Annotated in this window: 15 protein-coding genes and 1 pseudogene; 10 read left to right on the top strand and 6 right to left on the bottom strand. The window is 54.1% G+C overall.

All coding sequences use genetic code 11. The features are described from left to right. Window positions 1-37: 37 nt before the first annotated feature. From AB8B75_RS10445 to AB8B75_RS10420, 6 genes are all read left to right on the top strand, one after another. Window positions 38-1,018, top strand: a complete 981-nt coding sequence (locus AB8B75_RS10445) for a TRAP transporter substrate-binding protein (protein WP_405362028.1) — start codon at window positions 38-40, stop codon at window positions 1,016-1,018. 172 nt (window positions 1,019-1,190) lie between these two features. Continuing rightward, a complete protein-coding gene (locus tag AB8B75_RS10440) occupies window positions 1,191-1,712 on the top strand; it encodes a TRAP transporter small permease (RefSeq protein WP_405362027.1) in 522 nt (173 codons plus the stop codon). Beyond that, window positions 1,712-2,992, top strand: a complete 1,281-nt coding sequence (locus AB8B75_RS10435; RefSeq protein WP_405362025.1) for a TRAP transporter large permease — start codon at window positions 1,712-1,714, stop codon at window positions 2,990-2,992. The genes AB8B75_RS10440 and AB8B75_RS10435 overlap by 1 nt, the downstream gene beginning before the upstream one ends. Next, window positions 2,989-3,774, top strand: a complete 786-nt coding sequence (locus AB8B75_RS10430) for an enoyl-CoA hydratase/isomerase family protein (protein WP_405362024.1) — start codon at window positions 2,989-2,991, stop codon at window positions 3,772-3,774. The genes AB8B75_RS10435 and AB8B75_RS10430 overlap by 4 nt, the downstream gene beginning before the upstream one ends. Then, on the top strand, window positions 3,771-4,997 hold the full coding sequence (locus AB8B75_RS10425; protein ID WP_405362023.1) for a CaiB/BaiF CoA transferase family protein: 1,227 nt from the start codon (window positions 3,771-3,773) through the stop codon (window positions 4,995-4,997). Before AB8B75_RS10430 ends, AB8B75_RS10425 begins: the two co-directional genes overlap by 4 nt. A gap of 367 nt (window positions 4,998-5,364) precedes the next feature. Then, a complete protein-coding gene (locus AB8B75_RS10420) occupies window positions 5,365-6,315 on the top strand; it encodes an NAD(P)/FAD-dependent oxidoreductase (RefSeq protein WP_405362021.1) in 951 nt (316 codons plus the stop codon). A gap of 16 nt (window positions 6,316-6,331) precedes the next feature. Here AB8B75_RS10420 and AB8B75_RS10415 read toward each other — a convergent pair whose 3' ends face one another. Continuing rightward, complete coding sequence (locus tag AB8B75_RS10415) at window positions 6,332-7,771, bottom strand: esterase/lipase family protein (protein WP_405362020.1); 1,440 nt, start codon at window positions 7,769-7,771, stop codon at window positions 6,332-6,334. 848 nt (window positions 7,772-8,619) lie between these two features. On the opposite strand from AB8B75_RS10415, the gene AB8B75_RS10410 reads away from it, so the two are divergent. Then, entirely contained in the window at window positions 8,620-11,127 is a 2,508-nt protein-coding gene (locus AB8B75_RS10410) for a cation:proton antiporter (protein WP_405362018.1), read from the top strand. Window positions 11,128-11,250: 123 nt separating this feature from the next. Beyond that, entirely contained in the window at window positions 11,251-11,694 is a 444-nt protein-coding gene (locus tag AB8B75_RS10405; protein WP_405362016.1) for a hypothetical protein, read from the top strand. Window positions 11,695-12,343: 649 nt separating this feature from the next. Here AB8B75_RS10405 and AB8B75_RS10400 read toward each other — a convergent pair. From AB8B75_RS10400 to AB8B75_RS10380, 5 genes are all read right to left on the bottom strand, one after another. Then, complete coding sequence (locus tag AB8B75_RS10400) at window positions 12,344-13,558, bottom strand: trans-sulfuration enzyme family protein (protein WP_405362015.1); 1,215 nt, start codon at window positions 13,556-13,558, stop codon at window positions 12,344-12,346. 438 nt (window positions 13,559-13,996) lie between these two features. Next, window positions 13,997-14,494, bottom strand: a complete 498-nt coding sequence (locus tag AB8B75_RS10395) for a TetR family transcriptional regulator C-terminal domain-containing protein (protein WP_405362014.1) — start codon at window positions 14,492-14,494, stop codon at window positions 13,997-13,999. Between the two features lie 39 nt (window positions 14,495-14,533). Beyond that, window positions 14,534-15,232 carry an acyl-CoA dehydrogenase family protein gene (locus AB8B75_RS10390; protein WP_405362012.1) on the bottom strand — a complete coding sequence of 233 codons (699 nt, stop codon included), beginning with the start codon at window positions 15,230-15,232 and terminating at the stop codon, window positions 14,534-14,536. 110 nt (window positions 15,233-15,342) lie between these two features. Beyond that, window positions 15,343-15,579: a hypothetical protein gene (locus AB8B75_RS10385; RefSeq protein WP_405362011.1), complete on the bottom strand. Its 237-nt coding sequence runs from the start codon at window positions 15,577-15,579 to the stop codon at window positions 15,343-15,345. Between the two features lie 92 nt (window positions 15,580-15,671). Then, a complete protein-coding gene (locus AB8B75_RS10380) occupies window positions 15,672-15,920 on the bottom strand; it encodes an acyl-CoA dehydrogenase family protein (protein WP_405362010.1) in 249 nt (82 codons plus the stop codon). A gap of 448 nt (window positions 15,921-16,368) precedes the next feature. Here AB8B75_RS10380 and AB8B75_RS10375 point away from each other — a divergent pair. Then, a pseudogene (locus AB8B75_RS10375) lies at window positions 16,369-16,614 on the top strand (IS481 family transposase); the annotation flags it as partial. Window positions 16,615-16,757: 143 nt separating this feature from the next. After that, window positions 16,758-17,252: a hypothetical protein gene (locus AB8B75_RS10370; RefSeq protein ID WP_405362008.1), complete on the top strand. Its 495-nt coding sequence runs from the start codon at window positions 16,758-16,760 to the stop codon at window positions 17,250-17,252. Window positions 17,253-17,258 lie beyond the last annotated feature (6 nt).

Below are 17,258 nucleotides of genomic sequence, written 5' to 3'. Positions count from 1 at the left end.
TTACAAACGAACTCAAAAACTCTGGGAGGAGAAGATTTTGAAAACTCTAGTAAAACTATTTGCAGCGACTGCGATCTGTGGCATGGCGTCCTCCGTGTCCGCGGCCGACGTCACAATGAAGTTTGGTCACGTTGGCGCGCCCGGCTCGCTTTTTGAAGCAACGGTCAACAACTTTGCCGAATGCACAAATGCATCATTGGCAGGTGAGGTCGAGGTGCAAACTTTCGGATCGTCACAATTGGGCAAGGACAAGGAGCTTTTACAGAAGCTAAAGCTGGGGCAGGTAGACTTTTCGCTGCCGTCGTCAGTGATGTCATCTGTTGACGATACCTTCGGCATATTTGAGATGCCCTATATTATCACCGACCGCGATCATATGCGCCGTGTCCAGGACACGATGATGGACAAATTCCAGTCCGCGGCAAACGATGCGGGGTATCACATTGTCGGTCTTGCCGAAAACGGCTTTCGCAACATCACAAACAATGTACGGCCGATCAACGTGCCGGCAGACCTTGAGGGCGTGAAATTGCGCACGCCCAACGGTGTATGGCGTTTGAAAATGTTCCAGCAATATGGTGCAAATCCAACTCCAATGGCCTTCTCGGACGTGTTTACCGCCTTGCAGACAGGCGTGATCGACGGTCAGGAAAACCCCTACGCTCAGATTGCCTCGGCCAAATTCCAGGAAGTTCAAAAGTATCTGTCTGTTACAGGCCATGTATACACGCCCGCGTATATCCTGATGTCAAAATCAAAATATGATGGGCTGTCCGACAACGTGAAAGCAGCATTTGCCGACTGTGGTACCAAAACTCAGGATTTCACGTATGAAAAAGCGGCTGAGCTGGAAACAAGTCTGTTGAAAGTCATCGAAGATGCTGGCGTTGAAGTGAATACGGCGGACAAAGCAGCGTTCATCGAAGCTTCCAAGCCGGTGTATGAGCAGTTTGCAACAGAAGTCGAAGGCGGTCAGGAAATGATTGATACCGTGCTTGGCCTGGGCCAGTCCGGATAAACCACGTTAAGGGGCGGCGGGTATGATCTGCCGCCCATCTTTTATGGACTTTCAAAGTGGCCTCCAAAACCGGACATGCTTCTTGCCTGCTGGGTGGTCGCCAAGTCCTGAGCAAGTCTGAACGCACATGGAACACCCCGAGTACCCGACGCTCACGCGAATCAATCGTTTCTTGAGCAAAATCCTCGAGTGGATCACGATCAGCTTGATGATCCTGTTGACACTAACAGTGACCATCGCCGTGATTGCGCGCCTGATGGGGCAGAGCTTTTCCTGGTACGACGAAGTGGCCGCAATCATGTTGGCCTGGATCACCTATTACGGTTCCGCGCTCGCCGCTTTGCACCGTCGCCATATTGGGTTTGACTCCGTTCTGCTCGCCATTCCACAGAAGATTCGCATTCTGGCAGTTTTGGCAGGTGAGTTGATCGTTCTGATCTTCTTCTTTCTGATGGCGCGCGCCGGATTGCAGGTGCTCGCAGTGCTCGCGGGCGATACGCTCATATCGCTGACGTGGGTTCCAATTCAATTCACACAATCCGTGATCCCGATTGGGGCGATCCTGTTCATGACCTGTCAGCTTCTCAGCTTGCCGGGTTATTTGCGGTTAACTTCCGCCGGTATCTCCCTGGAGCATGCTGAAATCGAAGAGGAAGTCGAAACCGAACTCGAAAAGAACAAGGACAGGGCCTGATGCTGATTGCCGCTATTTTCGCTGCACTTATGTTGATGATCTGCATCAACATTCCTATCGCGGTCGCCTTGGCCATGTGTGGCGTTATTGGTCTGCTGGTGACGGAAGGGACGGGCAGTCTCGTGACCATCGCACTCGACATGTATGACGGGTCCACCAAGTTTTCATTGATCGCCATTCCCATGTTCGTTTTGGCAGGGGCGATCATGAACGCAGGCGGCATTACCGATAAGCTGATCAATTTTGTGTCCGCAATCATCGGTTTCATCCGCGGCGGGCTGGCGATGGTCAATATCGGCGTTTCATTGTTCTTCGCCGAAATATCTGGATCAGCGGTGGCTGATGTCGCGGCGATGGGGTCGATCTTGATACCACAAATGAAAAAACGTGGGTATACCAAGGAATTTTCGGCGGCGGTGACCTCCTCGTCGGCATCCTTGGCCATCATTATTCCGCCCTCGATCCCGATGATCCTTTATGCCGCATCCGCCAATACCTCGGTCGAACAGCTGTTTGTTGCGGGCATTGTGCCCGGTCTGCTGGGTGCGGCAGGGTTGATGACCGTCGCCTATCTCTTTGCGAAAAGATACAACTTCCCCACCGAAGAGGCGTTCAATTTTAAGCGATTGCGCGAAACCTTCGTCGAAGCGCTGCCTGCCTTTACACTGCCGGTCATCATTTTGGGTGGCATTTTTGGCGGCTACGTAACGGCAACCGAAGCCGCAGGCCTTGCCGTTCTGGCGTCCCTGGTCGTATCGGCCTGGTACAAGAACCTCGATCTCACACACCTGCGTCGTGCCATGCTGGACGGAGGCATTCAGACAGCGGTTGTGATGCTGCTGGTTGCAGCCTCAGTGCTCATGGGCGGCTTTCTAACCCGCGCGCAAATCCCTCAGCAATTGGCGGAGGGCATTCTGTCGATTACAACGCAGCAATGGGCCATTCTGCTAATCCTGAATTTCTTCTTTTTGATCGTTGGCTTCTTTCTACATTCCGCGGCAGCAATCATTCTGGTTATCCCGATCGTGATCCCGCTTATCACGGCGGCTGGAATTGACCCTGTTCACTTTGGACTGGTTGTCACCTTGAACCTGGCCATAGGACAGCAAACACCACCGGTTGCATCTGTGTTGATAACGGCTTGTTCGGTGGCGCGCGCTAATATCTGGGAGGTTTCCAAGGTCAACATCTGGTTCGTTGGTGTCCTGTTGGCAGTGCTTATGCTCTGCACCTACGTGCCTTCCGTTCCGATGTTTCTGGTGGAGTATTTTTACCGATGACCGGAGCAACATCTGATTTGATCGAGGAAGTGCGCGATGGCATTTTGTGGCTAACCTTAAATCGTCCGGAAACACGCAATGCCTTGACCTTCGAAATGTACGAATGTCTGGCCCAGATATGTGGCACCGTACCAATTGATGGTTCGATAGGCGCCATAGTGATTTCCGGGGCCGGGGGCAAAGCCTTTGCCGCCGGAACGGACATGACCCAGTTTCGCGCCTTTCGAACAGAGCATGATGCGCTGCAATACGAGGGCCGGATCGCTTCGGTACTGGACGCCGTCGAGCGCTGCCCCGTACCAACGATTGCGGCGGTGCATGGAGCATGCACTGGGGGCGGCGCTTCGATTGCCGCAGCCTGCGACATCCGGATTGCATCCTCGCGATTGAAGTTCGGATTTCCCATCGCGCGCACTTTGGGAAACTGTCTAGCTGCAGGCAACCTTGCCCGTCTGACCGAACTGATGGGCGCTGGGCGTGTTCGTGAAGTGATCTTTACCGCGCGATTGGTCGAAGCAGAGGAGGCCCTATCCATTGGCCTTGTCAGTGAGGTCTTGGAGGACGAAGAAAGCCTCTTGGCACGGGCAAACGAAATGGCGCAGAAGATTGGCGCCATGGCCCCTCTTACTTTGAGGGCGACCAAGGAAGCCTTGCGGCGTAATCGTTCCGCTACCGAAGTAGATGATGCCGACTTGATCGTATCTTGCTATATAAGCGAAGACTTCAAGATAGGAATGGAAGCCTTCCTGTCAAAGAAAAAACCGCAATGGACAGGCAAATGACAACCGCGCAAGGCCCATTGCAAGGCATGCGCGTCATTGAGCTTGCCCATATTATGGCGGGCCCTGTGTGTGGCCTGATGCTTGCGGATATGGGGGCGGATGTCATCAAGGTTGAAAAACCTGATGGAGACGATACCCGCCGTTTTGTCCCGCCTGACATCAATGGCGAATCTGCGGCCTATATGATGATGAACCGCAACAAACGGGGCATCGCCCTCGATCTGAAGAAACCTGACGCGGTAGAGGTTCTCCGTAAACTTTTGGCCGATGCAGACGTGGTGATCGAAAACTATCGCAAGGGCACCATGGCCAAGCTCGGCCTCGCTTACGAAGATTTGGCAAAAGCAAATCCGCGCCTTATCTATTGCGAGATTTCTGGTTTTGGTCGCACGGGGCCTTACGCCGAGCGTGGTGGCTTTGATCTGATCGCGCAGGGAATGTCCGGATTGATGTCTGTGACAGGAGAAGGTCCCGGACGCCCCCCAGTAAAAGTAGCGGCCCCCATTTCCGACATCAATGCAGGTATTCTAGCAGCAATGGGTGTATCCGCAGCCTATGCAAACGTGCTGAAAACGGGCATGGGGCAAAAGGTCGATACATCGCTGTTTGAGGCCGCGATTGTGCAAACTTACTGGCAGTCTGCGATCGCCTTCGCAACGGGAGAAAAACCGGAACCGCTGGGGTCCGCGCATCCCTTGAATGCGCCCTATCAAGCGTTCCAAACAAGTGACGGTTGGATCAACGTTGGCGCCGCAAACCAGAGCAATTGGTTGCGGTTTTTGGATGTAATTTCGGCGCTGGAGTTGAATGAGGATCCCAGGTTTGCATCTAATCACGACCGCATACAGAACCTTCCGGCGCTTGTTGATATCCTTAATAAATTTCTGTCCAAAGACACGACAGAGAATTGGCTAACGCGAATGGATGCGGCGCACCTTCCTGCAGGACCCGTCAACGACATACTGCAGATGCATGACGACCCGCAGGCGCGCGCCAGATCAATGATTGTGGAGGTGGATCACCCGAATGCGGGAAAAGTGGACACCATTGGGCACCCAGTGAAATTCAGTCAAACCCCAGCCGAGATCGGTCGCCCATCACCCCTCCTAGGGCAACACACACGGGAAGTTCTGAGCAATATGGGATATTGCGACTCCATGATCGAAACTCTACTGGCCAACGGTGCGGCGATAGAATTGCAAAGCCGCGACAAAACTGCGTGACGCGGGTACACAACTGGCAAGATATCCTTGGCTTGACCGAAAGAGGAACCATTCAAGAACGGTAAATCGGCTGAAGATTTTGCGAGTCAGTTGGCGTGGCGCAAAAGGATCATTGATCCAGCACGGCCCATACGAGCGTAGTTTGCAATTGATAGGAATTTTTCGCTGTAGGTTTGTTTTGTCTAATAAGTCTGTAAGTGTCTTACGGCAAGTCCATTGATCCCCAATTTTCAATGGTCTGAGGAGTATGGAGGAATGATGGGAACGCAAGAAACTTCGGCATGGATGTTCCAAGACTTTGATCTGGAGGCGCATGGGTGACGACGAACCCACAGGGCCTCATCAAAGAGGCGAGAGGAGCCGAACATTGGTAAGGGCCACACCCAAAACCGCAGTTATTGGTGCCGGGATGGCTGGTCTCACGTGCGCCCGGGAACTGGCGCAGCGCGGCGTGAACGTGGTTGTCTTTGACAAGGGCCGTGGCTTGGGTGGCAGGATGGCAACGCGCCGCGCGGAGGGTGGCTTCCAATTCGATCACGGCGCTCCATACATTTCAGCGCAGAGTGATGGCTTTGCTTCGATGTTGCAGCAAGCCGAAGCCGCTGGCACCGTGGCGCATTGGTCGCAAGTTCGTGAAGAACAGGGATATGTTGGTGTCCCCGGTATGACTGGTTTGGCAAAGTACCTGGGCCTTGGCTTGACCCTTCGAAAAGAGGTTCGCATAGATCGCATCGTGAAAGCGGATGGAGGCTGGAAACTGGTTTGGGCGGACGGCGCTGAAGTGTTCGATCGCGTTGTCGTTACTGTGCCTGCACCTCAGATTGCACCGCTCTTGCCGGACGACCACATTTTCATCAGGCATTTGAACGCTGTCAGGATGGATCCCTGCCTGACGCTTATGGTTGGACTGCGCAAGGAGGCCCAGTTGCCCTTGGTTTTCGGCCGCAATCCGGATGAGGATATTTCTTGGGTCAATTGCGACAACAGCAAGCCTGGGCGGCCGAATGCAACCAGCGTTGTAGCGCAGGCTGGTCGCGAGTGGAGCATTCGACATCTGGAACTTGAGCGTGACAAAATAGCAGAACTGATGCTGCCACTCCTGGTATCGGTCATTGGTGCAGATCTAATGGCCGACCCTGCTTACGTATCAGCGCATCGCTGGCGTTACGCGTTGGTGTCCCGACCGCTTGGACAGTCTTGTTTGGTCGACAAGGAACAGACCCTTTTTGCGGGTGGTGACTGGTGTCTTGGCGCGAATGCCGAACACGCCTGGACAAGCGGGCAGGCGATTGCCGAGATGGTCCTAAACGGCATGTGATGCAATTCGGCTCAGTTCACGATTGAAAAAGAGGCGTCGACGCGGCGATCGCCCATGCCAATATGACACCCTCGCCGAGGCCTGCGCCTGCGGGACCGCTTCTCCGGGCAATCCACGCCGCCATCGTGCCATAGACCATCCAGTAAAGCACCATTACGGGTATCACGATAAATACGAGACCAAGATCTGTCGGAGAGAAAATCATGGCGACGGAAAAAGCTGCCAGAAATGGGATGCGCAAAGCGATCCGTGAAAAAATACTTCGTCCATCCACCAGGAAGCGATCCGCGAGCGTAAAGATCACGGTCGCAGGAAACAAAAGAAACGCGAGCGACACCCTTGGACCCGTTGGCAAAAAGGCCGCTCCATAGCGATCGAGCGCAAGTGCGAAGGCACCAATACCCCAGGTAATCAGTAGCAAGCCTGCAAAGAGGTCAGTTCCAGAGAACCTCGGAAAGACCCGAAGGATCAAGAGAACCAAAACACCCCACAGACCGAATGCAAGTGCGAGCGCTCCAAAACCTGCCAGCCCGATCAAGGGCAATCCGGAGGAGGCCATCGCTCCAGCCCCGATGGCCGCGATTGATGCGGCCAGTAGGGCGCGTCCGATGCTGGGTCGATGCTGCTTGTCGGCGACGGGCAACAATTTGGCAAGGGACCGAAACAGGATCAAGATCGAAAACAACAGCGCTAGGATCCAATTCCCTGTTACAGCTGGGGTTGCTTTGCTACCCAACCAAGCCGTAATTTCCGTCAAGGTGTTCGGCGACCACAAAACACCCACGTGCCCGACCCATGGAACGCTAATGGCGCGCCTCGAGATATCACCGGACACGACGGTTTCGCCTTCCCGCGCCGGGCCAACCTGTGCCACCGTGTTCAATGCAACATCGCGAAGTCTGCTTTCAAAGGCTCCCGAGACCACAAGCAGGCGTTCCGGGTGGGTCTTTGTTACCGCCTCAGAATACATTGAGATGGCAACAACGGAGTCAACGGACTGCAGGCGCTGCGCCGCGCGCACGACTACATCCGTCGCCATGGAATGACCGACGAATGCCACACGTTTCAAACCTGTGCGCGTCCGCGCTTTCTCCACCACATCCAATGTCTGTTTTACAAGATCTTCTGTCGTACCCGTTAGTGTCTCAATTGCCGGTGAAAGTTGTTTAGCGTGGCGACCATGACCGATAAAGTCGAATGCGACGATTGTGTAACCTGCGCGCGCCAATGTCAGCGAGATTGCTTGCATCATTTGCCGAGATCCACCGAAACCATGGGAAACCACGACAAGTGTGTCGACCTTTCGACTAGCCGAATAGAATTCCGAAGGTGTGTCGTCCAACAGTACCCGTTCGATCTCAACTGGGACCCGGGCGCTCTCGAGCTTATAGATAGAGCAAATCGCGATCGCGAGACTAACCAACGTTATCAGATGTGAAAGGCGTGCGGCAGACATAGCAATCAAAATGGACCATTTTCACACTGTGACGAACTATTTTTTCACCGGCTTTCAGCCCAGCGTATGTGCACAGTCATCTTGAAACGAAAAGAGCCATGACGAGGTTCCAATTTTACCAGTCTGTACAATCACTTTTGTCGCAAATCCGCGTTAAGTCGCGGAAGCTTTTCTCCTTTGTGGAATCCTCCTCAATTGTCTGACGTCAGCCCTAATGAATCCAAATTGCGGCGATTTTTAAAGAGTGTTCTTGGCTCATCGTCACCTCTGAGGAGTGGAAGATGGGAAAGACAACGCGACCCAGAAGAGCCCTGGCAAGAAGATCGTCAAAGATGTCAAGCGGGCCAGGCGCCAGCGGACTTCATCGGCTGGTCGACGTTTACTTCGAACGTTACGCAACCACTCTATAACAACAAAAGAGGATCAGGCTGAAGCCGCTCGAAACCCGTCGCTTGCATCGTAGCAATCGCTCCGAAAACCAATCCGGACAGATGAGCCAAACTGTCCCTTAGTTCAAGCCGCTATAGGCGCCAGAATCCCAAAGACCGACAGGGCTTGGAATGGGTGTTTTGCTGGTTCAGATCGCATAGCGATCCTCGGCTCGGTTGGTTCATGCAAATATCGCTTTCGTCATGCATGGTGAGGGCCAGTGGCATTGCCTTGGGATGAACTACGACATCAAACTCATTTGCACTGGTTCCAAATTTGGCTGGCAATGTGGCTAAAATTCTCGGGTCAACTCAGAATGGTCGACTAAGCTGAGTGTCGATTGGCGGGTGCAGATTTAAATCTTCTGTTTTGTCAGCCAATTGATGACGCCGACGCGGCATTTCGGGTAAGCTCGATTCATGGACATTGTTGTCATCACGACCATCTTGGCATCACTTTTCGTTGTCATCGGAATAGCCGAGCCACTGGCCGCAAGGATACGTCTTCCTTACAGCGTTATACTCGCGATATTGGGCGTTTCGATTGGCCTTGGTGCTACGTTTTTCCTCAGAACTGATCTGACAGATGCACTGAACCCAGTGGCCGGTGCGATTTTGGGGCTGCCAATCCGATCCAACGTATTCCTTTACGTTTTTTTGCCCACATTGCTCTTTCAGGCAACCCTCGGCATGAACCTGCGACGGATGCTGGATGATTGGGTGCCTATTTTCATGATGGCGGTGGTAGCGGTTGTTGCTGCGACCTTCTCTGTTGGCTATGCGCTGAGCTGGGCCAGTGCGCTACCCTTGGCGGCGTGCCTTCTGATCGGTGCGATCGTATCGACAACGGACCCGTCAGCAGTTGTCAGTATTTTCCGGTCGATTTCGGCACCGCGTCGACTGTCGCGAATTATCGAGGGCGAGAGCCTGTTAAACGATGCCGCAGCAGTTGCTCTCTTCGGGCTGTTCATGGGCTTTGTTTTGCTTGGACAACCTGATCCTGCGCTCGGTGACGCAATTGCGCGATTTCCTGTGCTGATAGCCGGTGGTGCTGTTATCGGCTGGCTTGCAGCACGCATCGCAATCTGGGTGATGGCAACCATCGAACGCTGGGAAGTCGCGCAAATCACCATTTCGATGGCGCTGCCCTATCTTGCTTATGTCGTTGCAGAACAAAGCGTCGGAGCTTCGGGAGTGATTGCGGTCGTTGCTGCCGGGCTTACACTCAACCTTGCGGGACCCGGTCGTCTACCACCCGCTGCCTGGAATAATTTGTGCGATGTCTGGGATTTGCTGGCACATTGGGCAGGCGCTTTGATCTTCATTCTGGCCGCCCTCTTGATCCCAAGGTTGCTTGAAGAAATACGGCTGTCTGACATTGGCCTGCTTTTCGTGGTTGTTCTGGCCGCCACCGCTGCGAGGGCGGCAATCCTCTTTGGGCTGTTGCCATTGCTGACGATGATCGGTCTGTCGCCTGCGGTCGATAAACCCTATCGTTCTGCCATCCTCTGGGGCGGATTGCGCGGCGCAGTAACGTTAGCGCTCGCGTTGGCCGTCACTGAAAGTGCGCGCATTCCATTGGAGACAAAACGACTGGTCGGCATTCTCGCAACGGGCTTTACGCTTTTCACATTGATCGTGCAGGGTACGACCCTTCGCATGGTGATCTCAAAGCTGGGACTCGACAAGTTGTCCCCATTGGATACTGCGCTGTCGCGTCAAGTTGTGGCGGTCGCTCTTCAAACTGTCCGGGAAGACGTTTCCCGTTCCGCTGAAAACTATAAACTGACGCGTGATATTGTCCGGGCGGAGGCAAAAGATTTCGGCGAACGGCTTGATGCTGTGGTAAGTGCCGCAGAAGAGAGCACGCAGATTCTAGACCGGGATCGGATCACACTTGGGTTGATTGCCTTGGCCGGAGCCGAGCGAGATACCATTCTCACTCGACTGAGGGAACGCACGATATCATTAGGGCTGAGTGAGAAAATTTTGGCGGAAGTCGATGGGCTCATTGAAGGTGCGCGAACCGGAGGGCGAATAGGGTATCAGCGCGCGGCCAACCGAACCGTGGCCTACGGCAAGTCTTTTCGAACGGCCGTTTTTCTGCATAATCGGCTGCGTCTCTCAAGCCCGCTCACCAGCATGACAGCTGATCGGTTTGAGCGCCTTCTCATACAACGTCTTGTCCTGCGAGACCTTGATGGTTTCGTCCGCGGTCGTATTCGTCGTATTCATGGTCGTCGGGTCGCAGAACTGCTCGATGACTTGCTTGAACGACGCGTGGCGGCTGTTGAGACAGCACTCGAAGGCCTTCGGTTGCAGTATCCGGGATACGCCGAAGAACTGGAGAGGCGGTTCATCAGACGCACCGCGCTGCGACTGGAAGAACGTGAGTACACGACCATGCGCGAAGACGGTCTGGTGAGCGAGGAGCTGTATAGGGTGCTGATGCAGGACGTCGCCTCGAGGCGTGCATCAACGGAGGGACGGCCGCCGCTGGATATTGCTCTCAAAGGCAAGGATCTGGCTAAGCAGTTCCCACTGTTCTTGGATCTCGATGCAGCATCGCTGAAAAAGCTTGGCTCGGCGCTACGGACTCGCCATGCCAATGCCGGGGATCTGATTGTGTCCAAAGACAACCCGGCCCGAAGCGTGTTCTTCATTGCATCAGGCGCAGTTGAATTGTCATTTGCCGGGCAATCGACCCGACTCGGGCGGGGTGAAATGTTCGGACAACTGACCATGCTCATGAAAAATCCGCGCCGCATAGAAGTGCGCGCAATAGCGCCCTCAACACTGCTAACACTTGATGAAGTACGCTTCCGGCGACTTCTCCGGCGGAGCAAAGGCATGCGGGAAACCGTCAGAAACAGCGCAAAAAAGCGTATGATCGATCCGGCTGTACTGGCATTGGACGAGACTGCCTGAATTCACGAGAACGTTCGTTTTCACATCACAGTACTGTCAATGCGCGACTACCGCTTTCGGCACTGCGCGCCCGGCGGAAGAGACGTTTCAGGGCAGAAACCCAATTTTTTTGTTGGAGCGGTTGTGCGGCCTGTGGTTTTAGACTTCGCGCCATTCGACAGTCCGAATTTTTCTGAAGGGGGCCGCGCCTCGGTCGAGAGGTGGATGGATCACGACATCATGTTTGGATCCGGATATTTATGTTACGGTCGATTTGACGAGCGTTGGCACATCTCGGAGGGACAATACACACGTTTCGTTCGGTATTGCGTGACTTCTACCAGTCTTGAAGCGATGATTTATGGCTCCCACTCGATACACGGGACCAAGGTGGCGCAGATGTACAAGAAAACGGATAATCTGCGCGCGACCCGGTTCTTTTTGGGTCAGCACGGTCAGGTCAAACGAAAAATTCGTCTGTCAGTTCGAGTCGCAATTCAGCTTCTCCTGAGCGGGCAACGGTGGAAGGTCCAGATTAACTCCTATGTGATCTCATTCGGCCCCCGCATTGATGAGTTCTGCAATTAGTTTTATGCAATCCTGTTGGGCACATACAACGGCCCAAAACATCACCGTGCTCCAAAAACTGAGAGTTCGATAAAAGTCAGTCTTACGTCAGCGCGCTTAGCGTTTTCCTGAGAAGTGCAAACCAACATCCGATATTGCGCACAGACTCTTTCGATGGTCGTGCGCCGAGTATGTTTGGTACTGTTATGTTTGCTACCCGGCTTGAGGTTACCTTTTGCGCCACGGGACAAGACCTTATCTGTGGCGTTGATGTCCGCGTCTACGTTTTCCATCAACGTTTTCGAATCAATTGTCAGTGCCGAAAACCCTTGACCTGGAAAAATGATTTCTACTCTCTTTGAGGTGTCGCAAGCCGAGGCTGCGGAGACAATCGAGCCAAGGGATGAATTTAGCGAAGACGCCATTTCTTTTCGCGGAATTTCTGCCTTTTCATGGGCCTCTCCCACCGCCAACCTCACGTCGCAGCGCGTGTGCCAAACCACTTTTCCATCGGCCGCCATGTTTCATTTAGAGTTTTGCTACACTCAGTCCTTTTGGGCCCGAGCGTTGAATGACGCGCCGCGCCGACTGCTGCGGATTCTGGGCTCCGCTGCAATCGGCGATTTCAGAAATTTCAATCGCCAACGCTTCATTGCTTCGAGGAGTTTTTTCAAAGAACCTGTGCCAGATCAGCGATCAGATCCTCGGCGTCCTCAAGTCCTACTGAAAGCCGGAAAACACCATCACCAGCATAGGCACGATAGCTTTCAAGTTGCGCCCCTTCCAATCTGAACGAAGTCGCCATCAACGCAGCCGTTTCCATCCAGAAAACAAGGCTGCGATGGTGACCGAGCGACACCGCATAGTGGATAATCTGTAGCCTTTCGATCATCTGCTGGGCAACTTCCTTGCCTTTGGCGGCATTACCAACCTGGAACATGATCATACCCGAAGTATTCTTCATCTGGCGCTGCGCCAACTCGTATTGCGGATGCGATGCGAGGCCGGGATAGATCACACGCGTGACCGCGTCGCGGTTTTCCAGCCAATTCGCCACAGCGGAGGCCCCAGTTTCGTGTGCCTTCATGCGTAGTGGAAGTGTGGCCATGCCACGGGCAATGAGCCAAGCGTTGAAGGGTGACATTATGCTGCCGTGGTGGATGCCGGATTCGTTGCGAATCCTTTCGATCAGCTCTTTTCTCCCGGCAATCGCCCCACCGATCGCGTCGCCGTGCCCACCGATGTATTTGGTGACAGAATGCATGATCAGGTCGATTCCCAAATCCTTGTTTGTCTGACCCAGTGGGGATGCGAAAGTCGCATCACAAGATATGAGCGCGTCTGCCTTGCGGGCTATTTCGGAAACCGCCGCCAAATCCGTTAGACGCCCAATGGGGTTGACCGGGCTTTCCGTATGTATCAGCCGGGTGTTCGGGCGCACTGCGGCGGAGACAGATTCAATATTGGACATGTCGACCCGGCTGACCTCGATCCCCATGCGCGGGAGGGTATCATGGGCCAGCTCGGCGACACCAGCGTAACAGACGTCGGAAATGACGAGATGGTCGCCTGCAGACAGAAAAGTCAGAAAGATTGCCGTCGCCGCAGCCATGCCTGAGGCAAGGCAAACGCAATCCTCGGTCTGCTCCAGAGCACTGATCTTGGCTTCGAGCATTCGCACATTGGGATTGGCCCATCGGGCGTAAAGATAAGGTACGTCGGCTTCGTCTTCGTGGTCATGGGCTGAAAACCCAGCCACCTGATCGGTCACGAATGTTGACGACATATGCAAGGCAGGCGCGGACGCGCCGTTTGTCGGGTCCGGTGCTTCACCCGCGTGTATGACCTTGGTCATCAACCCCTTGGATGCGTTTCGATGGCGCATGTCTGGCCCCTCTGAGCTTTGAAATCGTGTTTTTGGTGGTGACCGGTGTCCCAACTCTGGAGCGTATCTGAACTTGTCACGCAATTACTGCTTTGTTGCGACAGAATATGCCAAATCCGCGAACCAGTTTTCACGTGACTAGGCTTCGTGAATTTCACACCGCATGCTCAATCCACTCATGAAACTGTCGTTAACTTGATCAAAGCGAGTGCTTCTCTATTTCGCGGCGTCAGCTTTGCGATGGCTACCCAATTCCAAAGCTTCAGCCAAGGCCCATTCCCGAAGAAGCTGAAGCTGCAACCGCAATTGCCGTTGAAGCGCTGAAGGGGGCCAGGTGCTGGGGGTCGTGATACCACCGGAACTCAAGCCGAAAAGGCAAGTAGCCACTGAAATTAAAATCTCCGACAAGACTGTATCGGGCCACTCGGCGCTTTCCGGTCAGGCAGCACGGATTGCGGCGGCATAAGTCGCCAGCCCTTCCTGGTGCAGCCCGTCGTTCAGCTTTCGCATTTCCGGATCAGCCGACAGCCTACCCCAAAACCCGATCCAGACGGCAATGTTTTGCCGGTCGGACTGTCCAGCGGGGATGGCGGGTTCTAGAATATCGGCAAGATCGCTCAGATCCTCCTGAGAGGCGCGTTCAGCGATCTTGCGCCGGATATTGACGAAGGCCAGCCGCAAGGCTGTAGCAATGATGTCATCCTTGATGTCGAAGTAATTGACAATCATTCCAGTTGTCACGTTATCAGCATACATCGCGTTACAACTGATCATGCCGGACTGTGCTGTCATCGCAATGCCACGCTCGATCGGATCGATGCGCAACTGGTCGAGAAACAGCGCCGAACGATCAAAGAAATTGGCAATGCCGTAGCTGTTGGAACCCGCAAAGGGCACCCCGTCGGCGGCTACCTTTAGGCGTTGGGCGGGGACCATCCCGTCGTTACTTTCGAACTCCCCAAATCCGGGGGCAAATCAGACCGCACCGCCGGCACTGATACGCTTCACTTCGGCCAGTACACCGACCGCCGCTTCTCGGTTGACGCCGACAAAGATTGCATAGAGTGGCTTTGGCAAGTCGCTCAGCCTGTGCCAGACATCGCCTTCGCGCGGTGGGTGAATGCGGTAAATTGATCCCTCAAACTCCAGACGACGGCATCGCGTGTCGATCGTACCCACCCAGGCGCCACCAAGGACTGCGATGGATTTGGGTCGCAACAGCCGCGACAAGTCGCGGGACATGCAGCCACCAAGAGGGCGCAGCATTGCGCGGGAGATTATGTGATGTCGAATCTCGCTGGTGCCGTCCCAGATACGTTCGATCCGCGCATCGCGCCAAAGCCGCTCCAGCGGCAGACCGGACTTCAATCCCCTGCCGTCGGCAATCTGTATCGCCTGGTCGGCCATATGGCCGAGGGCCTCGCTGCAAAACTGGTTAGCGGTGGCGGCATCCGCATCGACCATCGTGCCCAGTTCCAATTTCCACGCCGTCGGCATCAGGATCAGATTGGCGAGCCGCACATCGACTTCCATATCGGCCAGGGGGAGTGTTACGCCCTGAAATTTGGCGATCTTTTGGTCAAACCGTTTGCGGTTCACTGCCCAGTCTCCAAGGCACGCGCCGCTCGCGCGGTCGACAGGGCAGCAACGGCCAGACGCGTTGGCCCAAGCCATTGGTTGAAGACCTCAAATCCCTTTCCCTCTGGTCCAGGATCTGGTCGTCACCATGCCGGACATCATCTAACGTGATGATCGCATAGTGGTAGCCCACTTGACTGATACAGTCATACTTGTCGCGCGCTTCCGTGCCCGGAGCATCCTTGTCCACCAGAAAGGCCGTAATGCGTTTTTGCCCCTCTGGAGGTGTCTTCCTGCCCCGATGTGGCGACGAGGATAGAGTAGTCGGTCAGATCAACGTTCGAATTGAAATGCGTGGTGCAATTCAATACCCAACCGTTACCATCGCGCACCGGCGTTGCTTTCATTCCCCTCAGTTTGGATTCGCCATCGGGTTCGGTCATAGCAATGCAATCACGACGCGTCTCTAGAATGGTCGGTTTCGGATAGCGGTCGGTCCGCGCACCGGTGTAGTTTTAAAGGATGTTGGTGGGCCTCATACAGCATCGGCCAGCGCCATGGTCGTTCGCTCCGGTTCCTTTTCCACAAGAATAATATTGAGCGGGCCAAGACTACCGCCACCCAGTTCTTCGGTCATGTTGCAGGCATAAGGGCCAAGCTCAAGTGCCTTACCGGTGACTTGCGAGAGCAGAGTATCGAGCACGCGACGCTCTTTTTCAACGGTGACCTCGTGCGTGGTCATTTCGTCAGCAACAATGCGTCGAACCGCGTCGATTGTTTTCATGTAAGTTTGAAGTCCGCGCTTACGTTTTCACTAAATCAAATTTGTTATATAACATCAGTTATTCCAACAATGTGATCCTAAAGTGATCTTAGCTATCACCTAATTCCTTGGGCCCGTGGTGGACTGGATGAAGCCCTTGTCTTCTGCTGCATCGCCCACAGGTGATTGGAGGATTCTGGAGTGTTAAGCTCGATTACACCTAAAAGAACTGTGATTGCACACTTTCTTGAAAGAGAACCTGATCGCCTTTCGTCAAACGAAAACTAGCGGCTTCTCAAAGAAAACCGCAATGTCCGCTTAGCACTTGTTGCCACCTCGCCCGGCGGACGAGTCTTGGGGCGCAACGTGGTTTTGGGCTTCATTTGCACATTGGGGTGCGTTACCAGAGTTGGGTTTGTTTTGTCGGAACCCTGGAGTACCGAGCTTTGCAGACACGCCATCGTTGTCTTGGGATGTCGAAGACCGCTGCATCAGGCACACCTCCACCAAGCGCGGCACGCCCCAGTTCAATGGGAAGGTAGAACGATCACACCAGTCCGATCAGCAGGAATTCTACCTGCTTCTCAGCTACAAGGAAGACGTCGGTCTTGAAGCCAAACCCGACGAATGGGAGCTCTTCTGTAACTTCGCTAGACCGCATGGTACGGACAACGGCCAGACCGCTTACAAAGCTCTCAGAGACAAGCTGCAGTAACAACGCAAATGTCCCGCTAGTTCGTCTAAGTTACACCTGCGAACACCGGCACATTTTTTAGATTGGGAGGCACAAAAGATGTCTCCTTTTGTTTAATTCTAACGTAAGGTAAGCGAGACGGTAAAAACAATGAGGTTGTTGACATGCAAAATCACTTAAACCGGAACGGTGTGGCGCCATTTCGATCAATTGCTGCCGCATTGACCTGTCTCGCGCTGTCTTTCGCAACCGGTACGGCCGCCTTGGCACAAGAAAAGGAAAATATTTCAGTCCTTTGGGAGATGACGGAGACAGATGCAGAACGGGTGGCCTCCAAATTGGATTTTGAAGGCGAGATCCAGCCTGTGGAAGGAGAGGCGGTACGTGGCGCGCCTCTTGTTGTTCTGGTGGGCGTTGCCGTGCTGCCGTCTTTGGTTGATGCTGTGATTACTTTCTACCGCGACCTCACCCAAGGAGGTGTCATTATTGACGCGTCGGGTGAGCAGATCGCGATCGAGACAAGTACGGGCTTGCCATATGGAACCATTTTGGTGCGCGACGCGAACGGTATTGAGATCCAGAACTTCCGCTCGACGCCAAAACCTGCAGACCTGTCATCGGCAATCGTAGAAGCCGCCAAGGCGGCCGCAATAAAATAATTTACT

The organism is Roseobacter sp. (assembly GCF_045106495.1).
Taxonomy (GTDB): domain Bacteria; phylum Pseudomonadota; class Alphaproteobacteria; order Rhodobacterales; family Rhodobacteraceae; genus Roseobacter.
This window is presented reverse-complemented; position numbering and strand designations above follow the sequence as displayed.